The organism is Sphingorhabdus wooponensis (assembly GCF_003933235.1).
Taxonomy (GTDB): domain Bacteria; phylum Pseudomonadota; class Alphaproteobacteria; order Sphingomonadales; family Sphingomonadaceae; genus Sphingorhabdus_B; species Sphingorhabdus_B wooponensis.
The window spans coordinates 1,293,383-1,314,129 of the sequence record NZ_RWJI01000001.1; the positions used below are offsets into that span (position 1 = coordinate 1,293,383).

The 20,747-nt window shown below is 54.5% G+C and carries 12 protein-coding genes and 1 tRNA gene; 6 read left to right on the forward strand and 7 right to left on the reverse strand.

All coding sequences use genetic code 11. The annotated features are described in order from the left end of the window. Positions 1-46 precede the first annotated feature (46 nt). On the forward strand, positions 47-2,662 hold the full coding sequence (locus tag D7D48_RS06460; RefSeq protein ID WP_185739793.1) for a TonB-dependent receptor: 2,616 nt from the start codon (positions 47-49) through the stop codon (positions 2,660-2,662). A 71-nt stretch (positions 2,663-2,733) separates the two neighbouring features. On the opposite strand, the gene D7D48_RS06465 is transcribed toward D7D48_RS06460, so the two are convergent. The 5 genes from D7D48_RS06465 to D7D48_RS06485 all read right to left on the reverse strand — a co-directional run bounded on the left by D7D48_RS06465 (position 2,734) and on the right by D7D48_RS06485 (position 11,290). Further along, complete coding sequence (locus D7D48_RS06465) at positions 2,734-4,929, reverse strand: 3-hydroxyacyl-CoA dehydrogenase NAD-binding domain-containing protein (protein WP_125230498.1); 2,196 nt, start codon at positions 4,927-4,929, stop codon at positions 2,734-2,736. Positions 4,930-4,943: 14 nt separating this feature from the next. Then, on the reverse strand, positions 4,944-6,158 hold the full coding sequence (locus tag D7D48_RS06470) for an acetyl-CoA C-acetyltransferase (RefSeq protein ID WP_125230499.1): 1,215 nt from the start codon (positions 6,156-6,158) through the stop codon (positions 4,944-4,946). Positions 6,159-6,160: 2 nt separating this feature from the next. Next, entirely contained in the window at positions 6,161-7,318 is a 1,158-nt protein-coding gene (locus tag D7D48_RS06475) for a CaiB/BaiF CoA transferase family protein (protein WP_125230500.1), read from the reverse strand. A 209-nt stretch (positions 7,319-7,527) separates the two neighbouring features. Then, positions 7,528-8,655, reverse strand: a complete 1,128-nt coding sequence (prfB, locus tag D7D48_RS06480; protein ID WP_125230501.1) for a peptide chain release factor 2 — start codon at positions 8,653-8,655, stop codon at positions 7,528-7,530. 118 nt (positions 8,656-8,773) lie between these two features. Next, positions 8,774-11,290 (reverse strand): penicillin-binding protein 1A, encoded by a 2,517-nt coding sequence (locus D7D48_RS06485; RefSeq protein ID WP_125230502.1) that lies wholly within the window; start codon positions 11,288-11,290, stop codon positions 8,774-8,776. Between the two features lie 649 nt (positions 11,291-11,939). On the opposite strand from D7D48_RS06485, the gene D7D48_RS06490 reads away from it, so the two are divergent. From D7D48_RS06490 to D7D48_RS06500, 3 genes are all read left to right on the forward strand, one after another. Further along, the gene (locus D7D48_RS06490; protein ID WP_185739794.1) at positions 11,940-14,567 is read left to right on the forward strand and encodes an Rne/Rng family ribonuclease; all 2,628 of its coding nucleotides are present in this window, start codon (positions 11,940-11,942) and stop codon (positions 14,565-14,567) included. 110 nt (positions 14,568-14,677) lie between these two features. Beyond that, positions 14,678-16,045, forward strand: a complete 1,368-nt coding sequence (locus D7D48_RS06495; RefSeq protein WP_125230503.1) for a M48 family metalloprotease — start codon at positions 14,678-14,680, stop codon at positions 16,043-16,045. A gap of 40 nt (positions 16,046-16,085) precedes the next feature. Continuing rightward, positions 16,086-16,910, forward strand: coding sequence for a DsbA family protein (locus D7D48_RS06500; RefSeq protein ID WP_125230504.1), 825 nt, complete (start codon positions 16,086-16,088; stop codon positions 16,908-16,910). Here the strand turns inward: D7D48_RS06500 and D7D48_RS06505 are convergent, their stop codons facing one another. After that, positions 16,911-17,597 carry an RlmE family RNA methyltransferase gene (locus D7D48_RS06505; protein ID WP_125230505.1) on the reverse strand — a complete coding sequence of 229 codons (687 nt, stop codon included), beginning with the start codon at positions 17,595-17,597 and terminating at the stop codon, positions 16,911-16,913. 3 nt (positions 17,598-17,600) lie between these two features. Next, a complete protein-coding gene (locus D7D48_RS06510) occupies positions 17,601-18,785 on the reverse strand; it encodes a Ppx/GppA phosphatase family protein (protein ID WP_425452529.1) in 1,185 nt (394 codons plus the stop codon). A gap of 175 nt (positions 18,786-18,960) precedes the next feature. Between D7D48_RS06510 and D7D48_RS06515 the strand changes: the two genes are divergently transcribed. Then, positions 18,961-19,034: transfer RNA gene (locus tag D7D48_RS06515), tRNA-Gln, on the forward strand. Positions 19,035-19,118: 84 nt separating this feature from the next. Next, on the forward strand, positions 19,119-20,723 hold the full coding sequence (locus D7D48_RS06520) for an AbgT family transporter (RefSeq protein WP_125230506.1): 1,605 nt from the start codon (positions 19,119-19,121) through the stop codon (positions 20,721-20,723). The last annotated feature ends 24 nt before the right edge of the window (positions 20,724-20,747 follow it).

Genomic DNA, 20,747 nt, shown 5'->3' on the forward strand with positions numbered 1-20,747 from the left:
GAGCAGTAAATGCCAATGGGTTGTCGGTTAAATGGAGGAGAGAGAAATGCGTCGATTTAATCGTGTTATTACCGCAGCTTTGTGCAGCACAGTTTGTAGCGTCATGCTGATGCCTGCAGCTTTTGCCCAAACAGCTGAGGCCGAAGAAGACAGCGGTAATGAGCCCATCATCGTGACCGCAACGTTGCGCGCGATGGATGTTCAGGACATTCCGTTGGCCGTGACTGCCGTTGCGCCAGAAGCACTGGAGCGTCAGGGCATCAACGACATTAAGAATCTGGCGGCAATTTCCCCCAGTTTCAACATCCAGTCATCGCAGACTGAAACGCAAGGCACCTCAATCAAAATTCGTGGCGTCGGCACGACTGGCAACAATACCGGCCTTGAGAGCTCGGTTGGCGTGTTCATTGACGGTGTATACCAGTCGCGTCCAGGCGTTGCACTCGGCGACCTCGTTGATCTTGAGCGCCTTGAAATCTTGCGTGGTCCGCAAGGCACTTTGTTTGGCCGCAACACCTCAGCTGGTGCGCTGAACGTAACTACAAAGCGCCCTAGCCTTTCGACGACCGAGGGCTTTGTGAATGCCAGCTATGGCAATTATAATTTCATGAACTTGCAAGCAGGTGTTAGCGTTCCTGTTGTACAAGATGTCGCAGGGCTTCGTATGTCCGGCACATGGCGCAAGCGTGATGGTTATTTGAAGACCCCGTCCGGTGTCGAAAGCAATGATCGTGACCGCTATATGCTGCGCGGACAACTCTACGTAGAACCCAATGCGGATGTGAGCATCCGACTGCTTGCGGATTACGCCAAGACGGACGAGCAATGCTGTCAGGCCGTCATCGTGCGTGAAACCGAACTAGCGCCTTTCTCGGCGCTACATGGTTTGGCCAGCGATGGTGTTGATCAATCGGGCAGCTCTGCACTGAACAATCTCTCCATCAATGCGAAAAACTATCTCAACGGATCCAAGCAATGGGGCGTCTCAGGCGAACTGAAGTGGGATTTGGGCGGCGCTAAGCTCACTTATATCGGATCGTATCGTAAATTTGATTCGAGCTCGACCACCACAGGCGGCTTCACCGGTAATGACACCTACACCGTCGGCAATGGTGCGACGACTTCGCGTCCCGGCATCTTGCCATCTGGCGACCATATCAAAACCATGACGCAAGAACTGCGCATTCAGGGCACAGCCTTTAATGACAAGCTCGATTGGTTGATTGGCGGCTTCTACGGCGATGAAGATATTACAGCCGATCAGACGATGACGTTGAATGCTGATTTCCAGAAGACGAACAGTGCGTTCAACTTTGCGAATCTTGCAGGCTCCAACCCATTGTTGGCGTTTACAAGGGCTGGCAATGGCGGCGTTGCAGTTGACGCTAATGGCAATTATGCTGAAAACCGCTTCCTTCAAAATGCCAAAAGCTGGTCAGTGTTCACGCATAATGTGTTGAGCATTACCGAAAAGCTTAGCCTCACTTTGGGCGCGCGCTATGTAAAGGAAGAGAAAGAGGCATCGTTTAGCCAGCTTGGCGCTACTACCGGTGCAGGATCTAGCGCCTGTCAGGCCACCACCAACGCCGTTTTGGCAGGTCAAGTCCCGTCGGCGTTACAAGGCGGCGCGATCCTCCTAAACTGCTTCCCGTTTGCAGTGTCGACCAATTTGACTGCACCGGCCGCATTGGGTGGTGGTTTGGCCAGCCGGTTGCTGCCTTTGCCACGCGCATGGTCGGATACGTTCAAGGATGATGAGATCACCTATACCGCTCAGGTCGGGTACAAGGCGAATGAAGATCTGTTGCTTTATGCTGGTTACAGCCATGGCTTCAAATCGGGTGGTTTCAACCTAGACCCCATGTCCGCAGTCTTGCAGAATTCGGCAGCCGTTCTTGCTGGGTTACAAACAGGTACTGTCGTGGCACCAGTCTACGCTGAGCCAGACTTTAAGTCGGAAAAGGTCAATCAGATCGAAATCGGTGCAAAGGCGACTTTGTTCGGATCGATCAAAGCCAATTTGGCCTTGTTCGATATGAAGATGAGCGATTTCCAAGTTTTGGAATTCACGGGCGTTCAGTTCCTTACCTTTAACGTAAATTCGGCGCGGTCAACGGGTGCTGAATTAGAGTTGTTTGGCAAGCTGAGCGACAATATCTCGGCCAATGTCTCGGCAACTTATGCCAATTCGCGCTATCCTGGAAATTGTGCGGACGGCGTAGTGGCAGCGGCACTGCCGTCGACACGAAGGTTGTGCGGCTCTTCGCTGACCAATGCCCCGAAATTTGCGGGTGTTGTTGGCCTGACCTATGAAGGACAGGTCAGTGACTCTGGCTGGGGTCTGCTGGTAAATGGTAATATCAATTATTCGGATCGCCGCCGCACTAGCACGATCCCATTGGACGTGAACACCGCCGGAACGGTCACTGCACCAGTTCCTCTCGATTATCAGGATGCCTATTTCAAAATGAATGCCCGCATCGGCCTAACTACGCCAGATGAACAGTTTACCTTTGAAATATGGGGTACGAACCTGAGCAATGAAATCACGCGCGGCATTACCGCCAACACCCCGCTTCGCGGTGGTTTCGGTACCCGTTCGCGCATCGGTTTCGTGGAAGAACCCCGCATGTACGGCATGACCGTCCGCGCCAAGTTCTAAAACCAAGAGTGCAAACAAAAAGGGCGGCTTCCAAACCGGAAGCCGCCCTTTTTTTGTCTGCCGTTCAGGATTTATGGGGCGGTTTTATACAAAGTCTCGCCCTTGTCTGCCATCTCACGGAAGTTTTTGGGCGGTGCAAACCGATGGCCAAAACGTTGCGCAAGATTGTCAGCGGTGCGGACGAAGTTTTCCAACCCAACTGTGTCGATATAGCTCATCGGACCGCCTGTATAAGGCGCAAATCCCCAACCAAAAATCGCCCCCAAATCGGCGCTTTGCGGGTCTTTGACGACCTCTTCTTCAAAGCACTGTGCCGTGGCAATCAGTTGGATGTACAACAAACGTTGCTTCACCTCGTCAACGGACGGCTGTTCAGCGGCGAGCGGATAATGCTCCGCCATACCTTGCCACAGGCTCAGCCGTTCGCCCTTAGCATCATAATCGTAAAAGCCTGAACCAAAGCGGCGTCCCTTGCGGCCAAGCTTGACCACCATCAACTCCATAAAGTCTTCGGTGCCGCTTGGCTGATACGCGTCGCCCAATTCCTTCTTGGTCGACTGCATAACGTCATAGCCCAATTGCAAGGTGGTTTCATCAAGCAACGCCAGCGGACCGATGGGCATGCCAAGCGCCTTTGATGCGTTTTCAATCAACGCTGGCTTTACGCCCTCAGTCACCAGCTTCATCGCCTCACCCATATATGGCGGGAACACCCGGTTGGTGAAAAATCCACGCACATCCTTAACGACAATCGGCGTTTTCTTGATTTTGGCGTTGTAATCAAACGCCGCTGCCAAGGCACGATCACCCGTCAACGCGCCGGGGATGATCTCAAGCAATGGCATCTTTTCAACCGGTGAAAAGAAATGCAGTCCAACGAACAGTTCCGGACGCGACGAATTTTTGGCAAGGCCTGTAATCGGCAGGGTCGATGTGTTGGACGCAAATACGACATCAGGACCGATGACGGCTTCTGCCTTCTTGATTACATCGGCCTTCACATCAGGACGTTCGAAAACGGCTTCAATGATCAGATCAACATCTTTTAGGTCGTCATAATTGTCGGTCGGCGTAATCCGCGCCATGAAGGCGTCGCCAGCCTCCTTGGTCATCTTGCCACGGCTAACGGCCTTGTCGATGATCTTACGGCTGTAATCGACGGCCTTGTTGGCGTCTTCCAAGCTACGATCGAGAACAACCACATCCATGCCGCCCTTGACGGTGACATGTGTGATACCCGACCCCATCAGGCCGCCACCCAACACGCCAACCTTCTTGATCTCCACTGGAGGCACGCCTGCGGGACGTCCAGCGCCCTTCTCGGCGGCCTGCTTATTTATGAACAAGGTGCGGATCATGTTCTTGGCTTGGCTACCCGAAAGCAGTTTGGTGAAATATTTCGATTCCACACGCAGCGCGGTATCGAATGGCAGGATCGAGCCTTCATACAGGCAAGACAGTATCGCCTTTATGGCATCGAAATTGCCTTTGCTCTCCTTGTGCGCCATGGCGTTGAGGCCAACGAATAACTGCACGGCGCGCGGGTCCATTGCCCCTGCCCCACCCGGGAATTTGAAATCTTTCCTATCCCAAGGTGCTGTGACCTTCGGATTTGCTTTAACCCAGGCCTTCGCATGCGCAATCAGTTCAGCCGCTGGCGCGACTTCATGGACGAGGCCTTGCGCCTTTGCCGTGGCAGGATCGAGCGCCTTGCCCTGAATGATCATCATCGCTGCATTCTGCAGACCGATCAGGCGCGGCGTCCGTTGTGTGCCACCGCCGCCGGGCAGCAAGCCCACCATGACTTCGGGCATGCCAAGCTGAATTTTCGGATGGTCGATAACGACGCGGTAATGGCACGCCAAAGCCAGCTCAAGTCCGCCGCCCAAGGCAAGTCCATTCAGCGCGCAAGCCACTGGCTTAGCTGACGCTTTACCGGAACTTAGGTCCTTGGCCGACTGACCGCCTGTTTCCATTTTGCGCAACAAGGCGTTCAACGCAAATGCCTGGTCAAAAGCTTCTTTAGTGCTGTTCGCCTTCGCGCCGCCCAACATAGTAAGGTCAGCACCAGCCAAAAAACCCGATTTTTTGCCCGAGGTGATGACCGCGCCTTTAACGGCGTCGTTGGTCGTGAAATCATCTACCCATTTGGTAAATTCTTCAATCAGCGCGCCATTCCATACATTCATGGAGGCGTCGGGTAGATCGATGGTCAAAAGTGCAATGCCATCGGCGTCGATATCGACGGAGAAAGTTTTATATGTCATATTTTCTGTCCCGATCAATTCACGCGTTCAATGATGGTTGCGGTGCCCATGCCCGCCCCGATGCACAGGGTGGTAAGCGCAGTCGATTTGCCGGATCGCTCCAGCTCATCCAATACAGTCCCAAGGATCATCGCACCCGTTGCACCTAAAGGATGCCCCATGGCTATTGCGCCGCCGTTCACATTGATGTCGGAATGGTCGATGTTCATCGCTTCCATGAAGCGAAGGACAACCGAAGCGAAGGCTTCGTTCAATTCCCACACGTCAATATCGCCTTTGTCCATTCCTGCCCGGGCCAGCGCCTTTTGTGCGGCAAATTCGGGACCCGTCAGCATGATGGCAGGTTCAGAACCAATCGACGCCATTGAAACAATCCGCGCCCGCGCCTTCAGGCCGTATTTTTCGCCAGCTTCCTTCGTGCCAATCAGCACGGCAGCCGAACCATCGACGATACCCGAACTATTGCCCGCATGATGAACATGATTGATCTTTTCGACGTCGGGATAGCGCATGATGGCAATATCATCGAAGCCAGGCATCATCGTGCCCATCATTTGGAATGCAGGGGCCAACGCACCCAAGGACTGCATATCGGTTTGCGGACGCATCAATTCGTCATGGTCAAGTACAACCTCACCAATAACGTCTTTGATGGGCAGGATGGAACGCGCAAAGCGCTTCTCAGCCCATGCGCGGCCAGCGCGCCTCTGGCTCTCAACGGCATAGGCATCGACATCGTCGCGGCTATAGCCATATTTGGTGGCGATCAGGTCCGCCGAAATACCTTGCGGAATAAAGTAATTGGCAATTGCCGAACGCGGGTCGATTGGCCATGCGCCGCCGTCTGAACCCATGGGCACGCGGCTCATCGATTCAATGCCGCCGCCTACTGCCAGATCGCACTCACCGGATTTCACCTTGGCCGCAGCAATGTTCGACGCTTCAAGGCCAGAACCGCAAAAACGGTTTACTTGAATACCCGAAGTTGTGTGCGGATAGCCCGCGGCAAGAACCGCGGTGCGCGTAATGACTGCGCCTTGTTCCCCCACGGGCGAAACGCAACCAAAGGCTACATCCTCAATTTCTTCCCCCGACAAACCATTACGGTCACGGATCGCGGCCAAGACCTGCCCGGCCAGATCGATTGGCGTAATTTCATGCAATGCACCATCTGGGCGCCCCTTGCCGCGCGGGCTACGCACCGCATCATAAATATAGGCTTCGGTCATATTCAGTCCTTGTTTGCGACCACAGCACCCGCCGCGATCAGTTGGGATATTTCATGTTCACCGAGGCCAGCCTCGGTCAATATGTCGGCATAATCGCCGCCTTTTGTGGCAATATCGAAATGGGAAGCCAAAGGCTGTGTTGCAAGGCGCGGCGCAAGCTGTGGATGCAACCAACGCCCATCCTGTACAAAGGCCTGCCGTGCGGCATTTGCTGGATGGGATGCGGCTTCGACATAATCCAGCACGGGCGTCACGCACGCATCGGTTCCGGCAAAAATCGCTTCCCATTCGTCGCGCGTTTTAGTCGCGAACACATCTTCCAGCAATTCATGCTGCTTTGCCCAAGCTGCGCGGTCATGCTGCCCACCATAGGTATCTTTATCGACGGGTAAGCGCTCCATCATCGCGGCGAAAAACTGCGGTTCAATACAGCCAACGGCCATAAACTTACCGTCCGACGTCATATAACAACGGTAGAATGGGGACGCGCCATCAAGCAAATTTGCTTCACGCTGCGTGCGCCATTGGCCAAGCCCGGCCATGCCATGAACAAAGCTCATCAGGCTGTTGGTGCCATCGACAATCGCCGCATCGACTATATTACCTTTGCCGGTCCGTGCGCGCTCGACCAAAGCGGCAAGGATACCATTGACGAGGAACATCGACCCGCCACCAAAATCACCAACCATATTGAGCGGCGGAACCGGCGGCTGCCCGTTCTTACCGATCGCGTTCAAAACGCCCGTCATGCCGATATAATTTATGTCATGCCCGGCCATTTGGCTCCACGGCCCCGTTTGCCCCCAGCCCGTCATCCGGCCATAAATCAGACCAGGGTTGACCGCGTGACAGGCATCGGGACCTACCCCCATGCGCTCGGTCACACCAGGCCGCAGTCCTTCAATCAAGACATCAGCCGATGCAACCAGCTTCAACAAAGCGGTCACCGCTTCAGGCTTCTTCAAATCAAGGATGATTGATTTTTTACCACGCCCATCAATGGCCTTGGGCACGATAGAGCCACCCGGCCTATCAATGACAATTACGTCCGCCCCCATGTCCGCCAGCAACTGCCCAGCATAAGGTCCAGGTCCTATACCGGCGAGCTCAACAATCTTTATGCCGCTTAACGGACCGGATTTGGGGGGAGAATCGGTCATGAAGTGCTTTCCATTTCGATAAGATTTAATCGTCTGATTAAGACACGTCTTTTAAGGAGCCCACGCACTTGACGCAAGCGTCAACTCGGTTTTTTAGCTTGGAGTGGTTGTCGGGCAGTGCACAGAGCCTGGGGTATCATTGCCCTATTGCTGGCCGGAAGCGCAGCTTCGCCGGGGGATTAAGGACCGCTTGACGGCCAGTCCGAAAATTAATCCACATCATCCACGGCGACAGCTTCCCCGGTAACCCGCTGGGCTAATGCTGCGGCGATGAAATTGTCGAGGTCACCGTCGAGCACGTCGCTGGGCGTCGGCGACGTAACGCCGGTGCGCAGGTCTTTCACCATTTGGTAAGGCTGCAGCACATAAGAGCGGATCTGATGGCCCCAACCGATTTCGGTCTTAGCCGCATATTCGCCGCTCGCGACCTCTTCACGTTTGCGCAATTCGGCTTCGTAAAGCCGCGCTTTCAACATGCCCATCGCGGTGGCGCGGTTTTTATGCTGACTGCGGTCATTCTGGCTGGCAACGACGATGCCCGACGGCTTGTGCGTGATGCGGACGGCTGAATCCGTCGTATTAACATGCTGCCCACCTGCGCCAGACGCCCGATAGGTATCGATTTTCAAATCGCCTTCGTTGATTTCAATGTCGATATTGTCGTCGATTACTGGGTACACCCAGACGCTGGAAAAGCTCGTATGCCGCTTTGCCGCGCTGTCATAAGGCGAAATGCGGACCAAACGATGGACGCCGCTTTCAGTCTTGGCATAGCCATACGCATTCTCGCCTTTTACCAGCAATGTCGCGGATTTTATGCCCGCCTGATCACCCGCCTGATAATCGACCATCTCAACCTTATAACCGCGCTGTTCAGCCCAGCGATAATACATACGCTGTAGCATTTCAGCCCAGTCCTGGCTCTCGGTGCCACCAGCGCCAGCGTGAATTTCAATGAAGGTATCGTTGCCATCTGCCTCTCCCGACAGCAATGCAGAAACCTTGTCGCGATCCGCCCTGTCTGCCAATGCCTTCAATGCGGCAGCGCCCTCGTCGCCCAACTCGGCATCGCCTTCCATCTCGGCAAGCTCGATTAACTCAACCGTGCCCGCCTTATCGGCGTCAATTTCGCGCACGGTAGCAATGGCCGCATCCAAACGGCGGCGTTCGCGCATGACTTCTTCGGCGGCTTTCGGATTGTCCCACAAGGTTGGATCCTCCACCTTGGCGTTCAATTCGTCCAAACGACGCAAAGCACGGTCCCAATCAAGCGACATCTTGACGAGGTTGAGGGCGGCATCAATGCGGGCAACATAGCCTTCTGCGTCGGCGCGCATAAGAAACTCCAAGGGAATGAAAAGGTCAGCCGCGGCCTTTAGCGGATTGGGCGCTCAAGTCAAAGGCAGCGATGACCAGAGTTATCCGCCACGTCGCAGAATTTACCAAGCACATCGCTTAATAAATTCCGCCCTCTTGCTGGATAAATTCTTGGTCACGCTTCGTCCCGACACTTGCACTTGGGGCATTGGCTGCACCGACAGCACCGACAGACTGCGTTTCATCCGCTTTCTTTGGCTTGTCATCACGCGCGGCCAATTCTTCCTGACGGATGGATCGCTTTGGTTCGGTCTCGGCCTTAAACGCCTCCCAGATGACTGGGCTCAGAGGGTCATCACTCGGCCAAGCACCATAAACACGCTTGCCACTTCTGCGATCCACGCGGACAAGCCGTGTGCCGGCAGGCGCAATGAACGGTGTCTTAGGCATATCGGCCATAGCAGTCCGTGCGAATTGTTTAAAAATGGGCGCGGCAAGTGAGCTTCCCTGCGCATATCCACCCATATTTCGTGGCTGGTCAAAGCCCAGATAGAGGCCCGCAACCAAATGCGGCGATCCGCCAATGAACCAGACATTTGTTGGACCAGTGGTTGTTCCGGTTTTGCCGAATAATGGCCGGTTCAGTTCGCGCAAGGTGACGGCGGTGCCGCGTTGAATCACGCCTTCCAACATATGCACGACTTGATACGCCGTGATCGGGTCCATGACTTGTTTGCCCGCAGGCGCGAAACGCGGCATTGGCCTGCCATCCCAATCGGGCGCGCGACACCCCTTACATGGCTTCCACTTGGCTGGCCAAATAACCTTGCCTTTACGATTTTGTGCGAAGTCAATGAATGTCGGCTTCAATTCACGGCCATGATTGACCAGCATCGAATAAGCGTTGACCATTTTCAATACGGTCGTGTCCCCTGCACCCAGCGCATAAGAGAGATAATCAGGATAATCACCAATCGACATATCCCGCAAAGTGTCCGTCACATTGTCCATGCCCGATTCAGCCGCCGCCCGGACCGTCATCAGGTTGCGCGATTGTTCAAGGCCCCAACGCATGGTTTGCGGCCCTGCCCCGCCACCTGTAAAATTGCGAAAGCATTTTTGGCCTAAGTTCGCGCCTTGCCATACGCAATAAGGCCCATCGACGATAATCGATGTTGGCGTCATTCCATTGTCGAGCGCCGTTGCATAAACAAAAGGTTTAATGGTTGAACCCGGTTGCCGCTGTGCCTGTGTCGCACGGTTGAAGCTGGATATACGATTGTCGAAGCCACCTTGCACCGCCAGCACACGGCCATTGAAAGGGTTTTGGACAATCATGCCGCCACCGACTTCTGGCACGCTGCGGACAACAAAGCTGTTCGTGCCATTAGGTGCAACTGCGATCACATCGCCTGCTTTCATCGCAGCAGGGCCGCCATCAAGGCGTGCGGTCGAACCATCGGCAAATCCAACGCGCCCTTTGCCAAGTGCAACGCCAGCGCGCCAATTGGCATAATCGATAGCAATATTGGTCGACGCAAAGCGGGATGGCCATTTGTCATCGCTAACGTCAATTGTGCCCAAATTGGCTTTCCACGCCTTACCCGCATTGTAGCGCAGCAAGCCATCCCGCAGCGCCTTCGTCGCCGCAATTTGTTGCTCGGGATGCATGGAGGAGCGAACCCAAAGGCCGCCCGAATATACGCTATATGGCCCCGCCTCGTCGGTTTCTCCAAATTTTTCGATAAGCTGACGACGCACTTCTTCTGCAAAATAACCGCCAACATTTTTATACGCGGTGCCGCGTTGCGTTACGAGGCCAAGCGGTTGGGCACGCGCGGTCGCAAGCTGCGCATCGGTGATCCACCCGTTTGCGCGCATTTCGCCCAACACCCAATTACGGCGGGACATCGCGAGGTCAGCATTTTTGGCACGCCCATAACGTTCCGGTGCCTTTGGAAGGATGGCGAGAAAGGCCATTTCATGCAGTAAAAGCTGATCAACGCTTTTCCCGAAATAAGCCTGCGCCGCGGCCTCAACCCCGAAAGATTGGCGCCCAAGTGCAATTTCATTAAGGTAGAGCGACAAAATCTGAGGCTTGGTCAGCGCGCTTTCGATGCGCTTCGCTAAGATGGCCTCTTTGACCTTGCGCGTATAACTATATTCGTTGGTCAAAAGCAGATTTTTGGCAACCTGTTGGGTAATGGTCGATGCGCCACGCGACCGCTTATCGCTAAAAATATTGTCAAAAATGGCTGACACGATACCTGGATAATCAATCCCGCCATGGCTGAAAAACGTTTTGTCTTCCGCCGCGAGATAGGCGTGTATTAACGTTTTCGGGAAGTCCGCATATTCCAATTGAACGCGCCGTTCCCGCGCATAACTGTGAAACGGCTCACCGTTGATATCGCGCACCACAGTTGGCAGCGGCGATTCATATTCTATGAGCGCTTCTGCATCGGGAAGATTACGGGCGAACAACACCCAGAATATGAGGAGCAATACAAACAATGCGCCCGCCGCGTATGTGGCCAAACGAAAACGCTTGTTTTGCCACCATCCCTGCCAGCGGGTCACGAAATCTTCAGCGTCGCGTTTCAGCCGGTAACTGATCGTTGTCGGCTTTTCGGCAGATGGGGTTTGGGTATCCATTACGTGCCCTATCTAGCCGATTTGCTGGACAGGTCCAGAATGTAAATCAGCAAATGTATGCGAATGTAAGCACAAACCCGTTTAACGTGACGCATTCTGCTGTGCGAAATGGACTTGAATGACATGAAACAGCGCCCTTGCGACTATGCGCTTTCCTGTAGCGACGACCAGAAGCGGGGATCCGCTCCATTGCTTTAATGCCACCTTTCAAGCAGGAATTTTTTTACAAAACCCTATGCCAGCCAATCAATTATACAAAAATGATAGACTATGTGTCGTAATAACAGGCTAAATCGCGGGATGCTCTTGCCGACAACATGCGGGAGTGCTAGCGAATAACTACAAGGACTTCTTATGAATGTCCCGATAGTCCGCCGTTCGGTGTTTACGCTCGGCAATTTAACAGGTTGACGCTACATGAGGCATGATATTTCCACCAACGCCGCCCGGTTAGGGCATGGCGCATGGGTTGGAAATCAAGCGCGCGCGATACACGCCCGCCATGCACAAGCAGCAGACGCATTTTTAACCATTCCACCATATCACTTTGCCGACTGGAACGCTGAGCGTCCGGCCTGGCAACGTATCAACAATGAAGCGAGCGGCCTTCGGCTAACATTCGGCTGCCGTGCTCGCTGGAGTAAATTACATGACAACGCGTATGCTTATCGACGCGCGTCACCGGGAAGAAACCCGGGTCGCAGTCGTAACAGGAAACCAGATTGAGGAATTCGATTTTGAATCGGCTGAGCACAAGCAGCTCAAAGGCAATATCTACCTCGCAAAAGTAACCAGGGTCGAACCATCGCTGCAGGCAGCTTTCGTCGATTATGGCGGCAACCGCCATGGGTTCTTGGCATTTGCCGAAATTCACCCTGATTATTACCAAATTCCGCGGGAAGATCGCGACCGGTTGTTAGCCGAAGAAGCTGAAGCCGCTGCGGAAGAAGCTGCCCTGCGTGAGCAGGAAGAGGAAGAAAGCGACGAGCCCTCCGACATTATGCAGGGCTCAGCGGAACGCGACGAGGACGCAACGGACCTAATCGAAGTCGATAGCGATGACAGCATCGATACCATCGACATGACGGAAGGTGAAGAGCCCGACCTTGGCGGTAACGGCGACGATCTCGACGAGAACGAACGTGGCGACCAGCAGGGCGAGAACGGTCGTAACAACCGCCGCCGGCGTGGACGTGGCGGACGCAATGGCGAGGGCCGTGCGCCTAAGGCAAGTGATGAAGTGCGCGCAAAGCGCATGAACTTGCGCCGCCGGTACAAAATCCAAGACGTGATCCATCGCCGTCAAGTTTTGCTCGTTCAAGTCGTTAAGGAAGAGCGCGGTAACAAGGGCGCTGCGCTGACGACCTATCTCAGCCTTGCTGGCCGTTATTGCGTCTTGATGCCCAACACTTCGCATGGCGGTGGTATCAGCCGTAAAATCCATAGCGCAGCCGACCGTAAGCGTCTAAAAACGATCATTTCCGACCTTACCTTGCCATCAACAATGGGTTGCATCATCCGGACCGCTGGGCTTGCCCGGACAAAGCCGGAAATTAAGCGTGATTTTGATTATCTGGCGCGCTTGTGGGACGAAATCCGTGAGCGTACCTTGCGCGGTGCGGCGCCCATGCTGATCCACACCGACAGCGACCTTATCAAACGGGCTATCCGCGATATCTACAATAAAGATATTGACGAGGTGTTCGTTGAAGGGCCCGATGGGTATAAGGCGGCCAAGGACTTTATGAAGTTGCTTATGCCAAGCCACGCAAAGCGTGTGCAGCATTATGCCGACCCTGTTCCCTTGTTCCAGCGTTATCATGTCGAAGATCAGTTGAACGCGATGTACCAGCCGATCGTTCAATTGAAATCCGGCGGCTACATTGTGATCAACCCGACCGAAGCCTTGGTTTCGATCGATATCAACTCAGGCCGTTCGACCAAAGAACATGGCATTGAGCAAACCGCGCTTTCAACCAATTTGGAAGCCGCGCGCGAAATTGCTCGTCAGTTGCGCTTGCGCGATATGGCCGGACTTGTCGTCATCGACTTTATTGACATGGAGCATCATTCAAACGCCCGCAAAGTCGAGCGCGCGATGAAAGAGGCGTTAAAGCATGACCGCGCCCGTATTCAGGTAGGCCGCATCTCGAGCTTTGGCCTCATGGAAATGAGCCGTCAGCGTTTGCGCACAGGCGTTTTGGAGGCATCGACCCGCGAATGTCCACATTGCGAAGGCACTGGCCTTGTCCGCACCGCATCGTCGGCGGCATTGTCCGCGCTGCGTCTTATCGAGGACGAGGCCGCAAAGGGTCAAGGCAACCAGATCGTTTTGCAAGCAAGCCAAGAAGCAACTATTTATTGTCTCAACAACAAGCGCGCAGAATTGGCCGCGATCGAAGATCGCTATCATGTCCGCATCTTGATAGTCCCCAATGGCGAGACCGAGGGTGCGAAGCTTTCTGTTTCCAGTTCCGGCCCGCGTCCAGAGCGTCCAGCAGAACTACCGCCGATTATCGACCTCGATGATGACGACATTGAAGACGACATCGAAGATTTCGACGACGAGGGTGAAGCACTCGAGGAAACCGCGCGTGAACCACGTCGCGCCCGTGAAGAGCGTCCACGCGAAGAAGGCGAAGGCGGCGAAGGCCGTAAACGCAAGCGTCGGCGTGGTCGCCGTGGTGGCAAAGGCCGCGACCGTGACGGTCGTCCTGAAGGCGAAGATGCTGTTGCAGGCGGAAATGAGAATGCGGCAGAGCGCACTGAAAACAATGAGATAGGCCAAACCCCTGAAGCTGAAGCTGCTTCGGATGCGAAGCCAAAGGCGCGTCGTGGACGTCGCGGTGGCCGAGGTCGCGACCGTCAGGAAACCGGCGCTGATGTAATTGTTGAAACATCAGCACCTGTCGAGGCCGAAGTGCCTGCAGCGCCAGACGTTGCGCAAGAAGCCGACGCCAAGCCCAAGCGCCGCAGCCGCGCTAAGCCAAAGGCTGACGCGGTTGTTGATGCAGCTACAGACGCGCCTGCAGAGGCTGCTGTTGCGGCACCTGCTGCAAAGGCAAAAGCCCCAGCCAAGCCACGCGCCAAGGCCAAGGCAACACCTGCTGTTGCGGAAACTCCGGTTGCAGAAGCGGTCGAAGCACCAAAGGCTAAAGCCCCACTCAAAAAAGCAGCCGCAAAAGATACTGCGAAAGATGTAGCATCCATGCAAGCGGACAGCGCCCCTGAAGATGGCACGCCCCGCACTGGTTGGTGGCAACGCACCTTTGGCTAAGAAGCGACTTGAATTACGTTAATAAAGCCCCGCCCGTCCCTGACTGGCGGGGCTTCTTTTTGTCTCATTTCTTCATTGCGCGTTCATGCAGTTCGGGCCATTCAACAAACATGGGTTATTTTACGCTTCGCGCCGTCCGGGCAATATTTGTCCTGCTTCTTGCTGTTATGGTGTCCGTGCACCCCGTCATGGCCCAGTCGATTTTGCGCGATGCGGAAACCGAAGCCTTTTTCGAAGAAATTTCCGCGCCGTTAATTGAGGCGGCAGGACTTGATCCCAAAAATGTCGACATCATCCTGATCAATGACAAGTCAATCAATGCCTTCGTCGCGGGCGGGCAAGCAGTTTACATCCACAGTGGCTTAATCGACGCAGCAACAACCGCAAATGAAGTCCAAGGCGTGATTGCGCACGAGCTAGGTCATATTGTCGGAGGCCATGTCGTGCGCTTTGACGAGGGTGTCTCAGCCGCTAGCGGCATTAGCATCGCTAGCCTCATTCTCGCAGCAGCGGCCATTGCGGCGGGTGCAGGCGAGGCAGGCATGGGAATATTGTCGGCAGGTCAGCAGGCCGCGATGGGCAAGTTCTTAGCTTACAGCCGCGGACAAGAAGGGACTGCCGATGCGTCAGGTGCGCAATATTTGTCAAAGGCAGGGATATCAGGCCGCGGTTCAATAAGCTTCTTCAAAAAGCTGCAAAATTTTGAATTCCGCCTCGGCATCCCGCAAGAGGATAGCTACGGCCGCACGCACCCTTTATCCGGTGAGCGTATTGCGATTCTGGAAGACACATATGCAGCAGACCCTGCGTGGAACGCGCCGCTTAACCCCAAATGGGAAAGTGATTTCAAGCGCGTCAAAGCAAAGTTAACTGGCTATCTCGCTGACCCAACGGCGACGATGCGGGATTATCCTGAGTCCGACAAATCCGTGCCTGGCCGCTATGCCCGCGCATATGCCTGGCACAAGTCGGCTTATCCGCAAAAAGCGCTGGATGAATCATCTGCCCTTGTCGCCTCAGCGCCCGAAGATCCCTATTTCCTTGAACTACATGGACAGATTTTGTTGGAATCGGGGCGCCCTGCCGATGCGATCGCACCATTGCGCAAAGCCGTGAACCTGACTGGCAACCAGCCATTAATCGCCGCCATATTCGGACATGCATTGATCGCTACAGAAGACAAAACGCAACTGGATGAAGCGGCGCAGGTGTTAAAAGCCGCCGTCACCAAAGATAACCAAAACCCCTTCGCATGGTATCAGCTTGGCGTTGTCTATGCACAAAAAGGTGACACGGCGCGCGCCGCACTCGCCAGCGCGGAACGCTATATGATGGAAGGCGCACCACAATTCGCGTTATCTAATGCGCAAACCGCAATGGCTGGGCTGCCCGAATTTTCACCGGATTGGATCCGCGCGCAGGATATCAATATGGTGGCCGAGGCACAGCTTGCACGGTTGAAGAAGCGCCGACGCTAAAAAGCTGGCAGAATATGCGTGGCGCAGCTAATCAATATCTATGAATGAACAAGCTCCAACTCGCCGGATTATCATCGCAGCCATCATTACAGGATTAGCGATTTTACTTGCCTTAGCGGCCTATATCTTCTGGCCAAGCGCCGTCACGGTTCGCCCTTCTGATGCAGCACCTGTCGCCGAAGACGCTGCAAAATCGGCCGACGAGGCTGTTGCTGCTGCTGGCATGTCGCCCGCCAATCGCAAGGCGACAGAGGCATTGGTGAAAGCCTATATCCTCGAAAATCCAGAAATCATAACCGACGCTGTCGCCATTCTCCAGCAACGCGAAATCGCACAACGCCTATCCGCTGCAGGAAATGAGATCACCAAGCCCTTCCCCGGAGCAGAAGCGGGTAACCCTAAGGGCGATGTGACGATTGTCGAATTCACCGACTATAATTGCGGATTTTGTCGGGCGAGTGTGCCCGATGTCCAGCGCTTGCTGAAAAGCGATGGTAATATCCGCTTGGTTTATCGCGAATTGCCGATACTCAGCCAATCTAGCCGCGACGCGGCCTTATGGGCGCTTGCGGCAGCACGCCAAGACAAGCACAAGGCATTTCATGATGCATTATTTGCAGGTGGCCGCGCTGACGCCGCGAATATAGCGGCCGCCGCGCGCAAGGCAGGGCTAGATATCGCCGCGGCCCGCGCCTTCGCAGCCTCTCCGCAGGCAAGTCAAGAAATTGAACGCAACTTAGCGTTTATGCAGCAAATCGGTTTCAACGGCACGCCCACATTCATTATCGGTGATCAGATATTGGAGGGCGCGTTGGGCTACGAGGCTTTGAAACGCGCCGTCGAAAAGGCCCGTCAAAAGGGCTGATTAGCCCTTTTTCCCTTGAGCAATTACATACCATTCAACTGAACCCTTGCGGCTTGCGGGCGGCTTTGCGTGTTTAACCGTCGTAAAGTTTGTCTTCAGGATGCTCAACATTGCTGGATCGGTACCGCCTGCGAACACCTTCGCAACAAAATCACCGCCCGGCACAAGGACCTTGATTGCAAAATCCACCGCAGCCTCAACAAGGCCCATCGTGCGCAAATGGTCGGTCTGCTTATGGCCGACGGTATTGGCTGCCATATCTGACAAAATCAGGTCTGGCGCTGTGCCTAGTTCGGCGATCAACCGGTCTGGCGCGCTGTCATGCATGAAATCCATTTCAAGCAGGATGACTCCCTCAAGCGGGTCAACGGGCAATAGATCAATGCCGACAATGGCGGCCTTTGGTTGCTGCCGACGCACAACCTGCGCCCATCCACCGGGTGCAACGCCCAAATCAACGACCGCCTTTTTGCCCCGCAAAATATGGAATTTTTCGTCCAGCTCGACCAGCTTATATGCTGCACGGCTACGATAGCCTTCGCCATGCGCGCGCTTCACATATGGGTCATTCAATTGCCGTTCCAGCCAACGCGTCGACCCTGCCGTGCGCCGCTTGGCTGTTTTGACCTTTTGTTTGCCAGCCAGTGTCCGACCGGAATTTTTACCACCAAAAAGATTATCTGCCATGTCTCAATTCCGCCGATTGCGGCGCTTGGCGTCGCTGGCCATCAGCGCACGCAATATACCCTCGCGAATGCCGCGATCTGCCACACCCAGCCGTTCGCCGGGCCATATGTCAAAAATGGATTCCAATATCGCACAACCGGCCACTACCAAATCGGCGCGCTCTTGACCAATCGTCGGAAATTCGGCGCGTCCGGCAATGTTACGATGTGCCAGTTCGCGGCTGATATCGCGCATGGCAGAGGTTGGCAGATGTAATCCGTCCACGGCACGCCGGTCATAGCTGCTCAGCTTCAGATAGACGCTAGCGAGCGTTGTGACAGTCCCAGATGTCCCTAACAGACGACGATCGCCAGCATCTTCGGGTAAACGGGCCGCAAAGTCGGCAAAGCTGGCCATGACTTTGTCACGCATGGATTGGTAGCTTGCCTTTAACTGTTCGGGACTGTCGCCGTCCGTACGTTCGCTTTCGGTCAACGATACGACACCCCAAGGCACGCTCACCCAATCGAGAATTTCAGGAACCACATTTTGGGTAGACACAAGAACCAGTTCGGTTGAACCTCCACCAATATCAAAAATCAGCGCGGGCCCTTCGCCCTGTTCCAACAAAGCGTAGCATCCCATCACAGCCAGCCGCGCCTCTTCCTTTGGGCTGATAATATCAAGATGGATGCCCGTCTCACGTTTCACCCGCTCGATAAACTGCACCCCGTTCACGGCCTGACGGCAGGCCTCGGTGGCAACAGATCGGGCCAGCACCACATTACGCTTTTTTAACTTTTCAGCACATACAGATAGCGCCTCAACCGCGCGGTCCATGGCTTCTTCGCTCATGCGGCCCGTCGCGGTCATTCCCTCCCCCAAACGGACTACGCGCGAAAACGCGTCCACGACTGTAAAATCGTCGCCACCTGCCCGCGCGATCAGCAACCGGCAATTGTTTGTGCCAAGGTCAAGCGCCGCATAGGCGGTTCGTTCAAGCCAATTTCGGCGCAACGCAGACTTGTCGCCCTGTTGCCCGCCGTAGCTAACTTGACTCATAGTCTTCGTCGTATCGAGACGCACCGCGCCCTCGACCGAAGTCTGCTGCACCATTGCAGCCTTGGGTGCCGCATTTTTGCGACGGGGCGGCTTTTTACGTTTTCGCCCACGTCCTTTTTGCGGCGATGGCGCGACATTTTCGCCCATGGCCGATAACTCACTTCTTATTTTCTATCCGAGCGAATGTGCCGCCGGTACCTGAAGTGGACGCTACGCGCAGAGCGACAAAGTTTCAAGATTTTTGAATTCACCATCGGCAACCGCCTGATTCAGCGGGTTGACCGGCTATGGCCTCAGGCATATAGGCCCAGGTACGCCCTGCTCCCCGGTCGTCTAACGGTAAGACTACGGACTCTGACTCCGTCTATTGAGGTTCGAATCCTTACCGGGGAACCATCATCTAAAGTTGGTAAATCCTCTTGTCAGTGCTTGTAATAATGTTACATCAAATATGGGGGTAACATTGAGGGAGCCGATGTTATGCGGGCGGATGCAGGGAAAGCTATAGGACACAGCAAATTTCTAAGCTGGATTGAAAGGGGTGGCAACAAGTTGCCCGACCCCGTCTTTCTCTTTCTATATCTGATTGCTGGGCTCATATTGCTATCGGTGTTCGGCGCGGCGATGAATTGGTCGGCGATACATCCAACAGAAATCGATCCCGAGACAGGTGCGAAGAAAGTCATTGCCGCAACCAGCCTTTTGTCAGCGGACAATATCCGCAATTTATGGGTTGAAATGCCCAAGACATTTACATCATTCCACCCGCTTGGATATGTCTTAGTGGTCATGTTGGGTGCAGGCGTGGCTGAAAAGTCAGGTTTGTTCGGCGCCGCTATGCGCGCGGGTGTCGCAAACGCCCCGACATATCTATTAACCCCGATTGTTGCCCTGGTTGCGATGATGGGCAATTTAGCTGCTGACGCGGCCTATGTCGTACTCATCCCCTTAGCTGGCGTAATCTACGCCGCTGCGGGGCGTCACCCTATCGCTGGAATAGCAGCGGCTTTCGCAGGTGTTTCAGGTGGCTTTTCTGCCAATCTTTTTCCGGGTCAGTTGGACGCGTTGTTGTTCGGCATCACCCAGTCGGCGGCCAATACCGTGTTTCCAGATTGGCAGGCGAATATCGCAGGAAACTGGTATTTTATTGTTGGTATGACAATCGTTTTTTTACCGGTGATTTGGTATGTCACTGACAAAATTGTCGAACCGCGTCTTGGCACATATCGGGCCGAAGGTGCAAATGCCGTTGTCGCTGGCGCAGCTATGGATGCGCGGGGCGTTTCTGAAACCGAGATTAGCCAGCCGCTCTCTTCGGATCAACGAAAGGGGCTTCGTCATGCCGGTCTGGCAAGCATAGGGGTCGTTGCGCTTTGGGTGCTTATGACGCTTGGCCCGGACACGCCATTAATAGATGAAACCGCGACACCAGAGGCACAGCTTACACCATTTTATCAGTCACTTGTCGCAGGGTTCATGATATTGTTCTTACTTGCTGGTTGGGCTTACGGCCGCGCAACGGGTATCGTCAAGAACCACCGTGACGTGGTCCGCATGATGTCAGAATCTATGGCAGATATGGCCTATTTTCTAGTTCTTGCTTTTGCCATTGCGCATTTCGTAGCTATGTTTGGTTGGTCCAATCTTGGCCTCATAACTGCTGTCCATGGCTCGGATGGGCTACACGCATTGGCATTGCCTGCCCCGCTATTGCTCATTCTGGTGGTGTTATTCACGGCTGCGCTAAACCTATTCATAGGGTCGGCCAGTGCAAAGTGGGCACTGTTGGCACCCGTACTCATCCCCATGCTGATGCTGTTAGGCGTTAGCGCCGAAATGACGACAGCAGCATATCGGGTCGGCGACGGAGCAACGAATATCATCACACCATTAATGGTCTACTTCCCGCTCATTCTCGTTTTTTGCCAACGCTGGGTAAAGGACTTTGGCATCGGCAGCCTGGCCGCCACGATGCTTCCTTATTCCATTGGATTATTGTTAATTGGCATGGCGCTCGTTGGGGTTTGGGTCGCGGCCGAAATTCCGCTTGGTCCATCGGCTCCGGTCTATTTGCCGACGCGCTGATTAAGCGGATAGCGCAAGGGTATC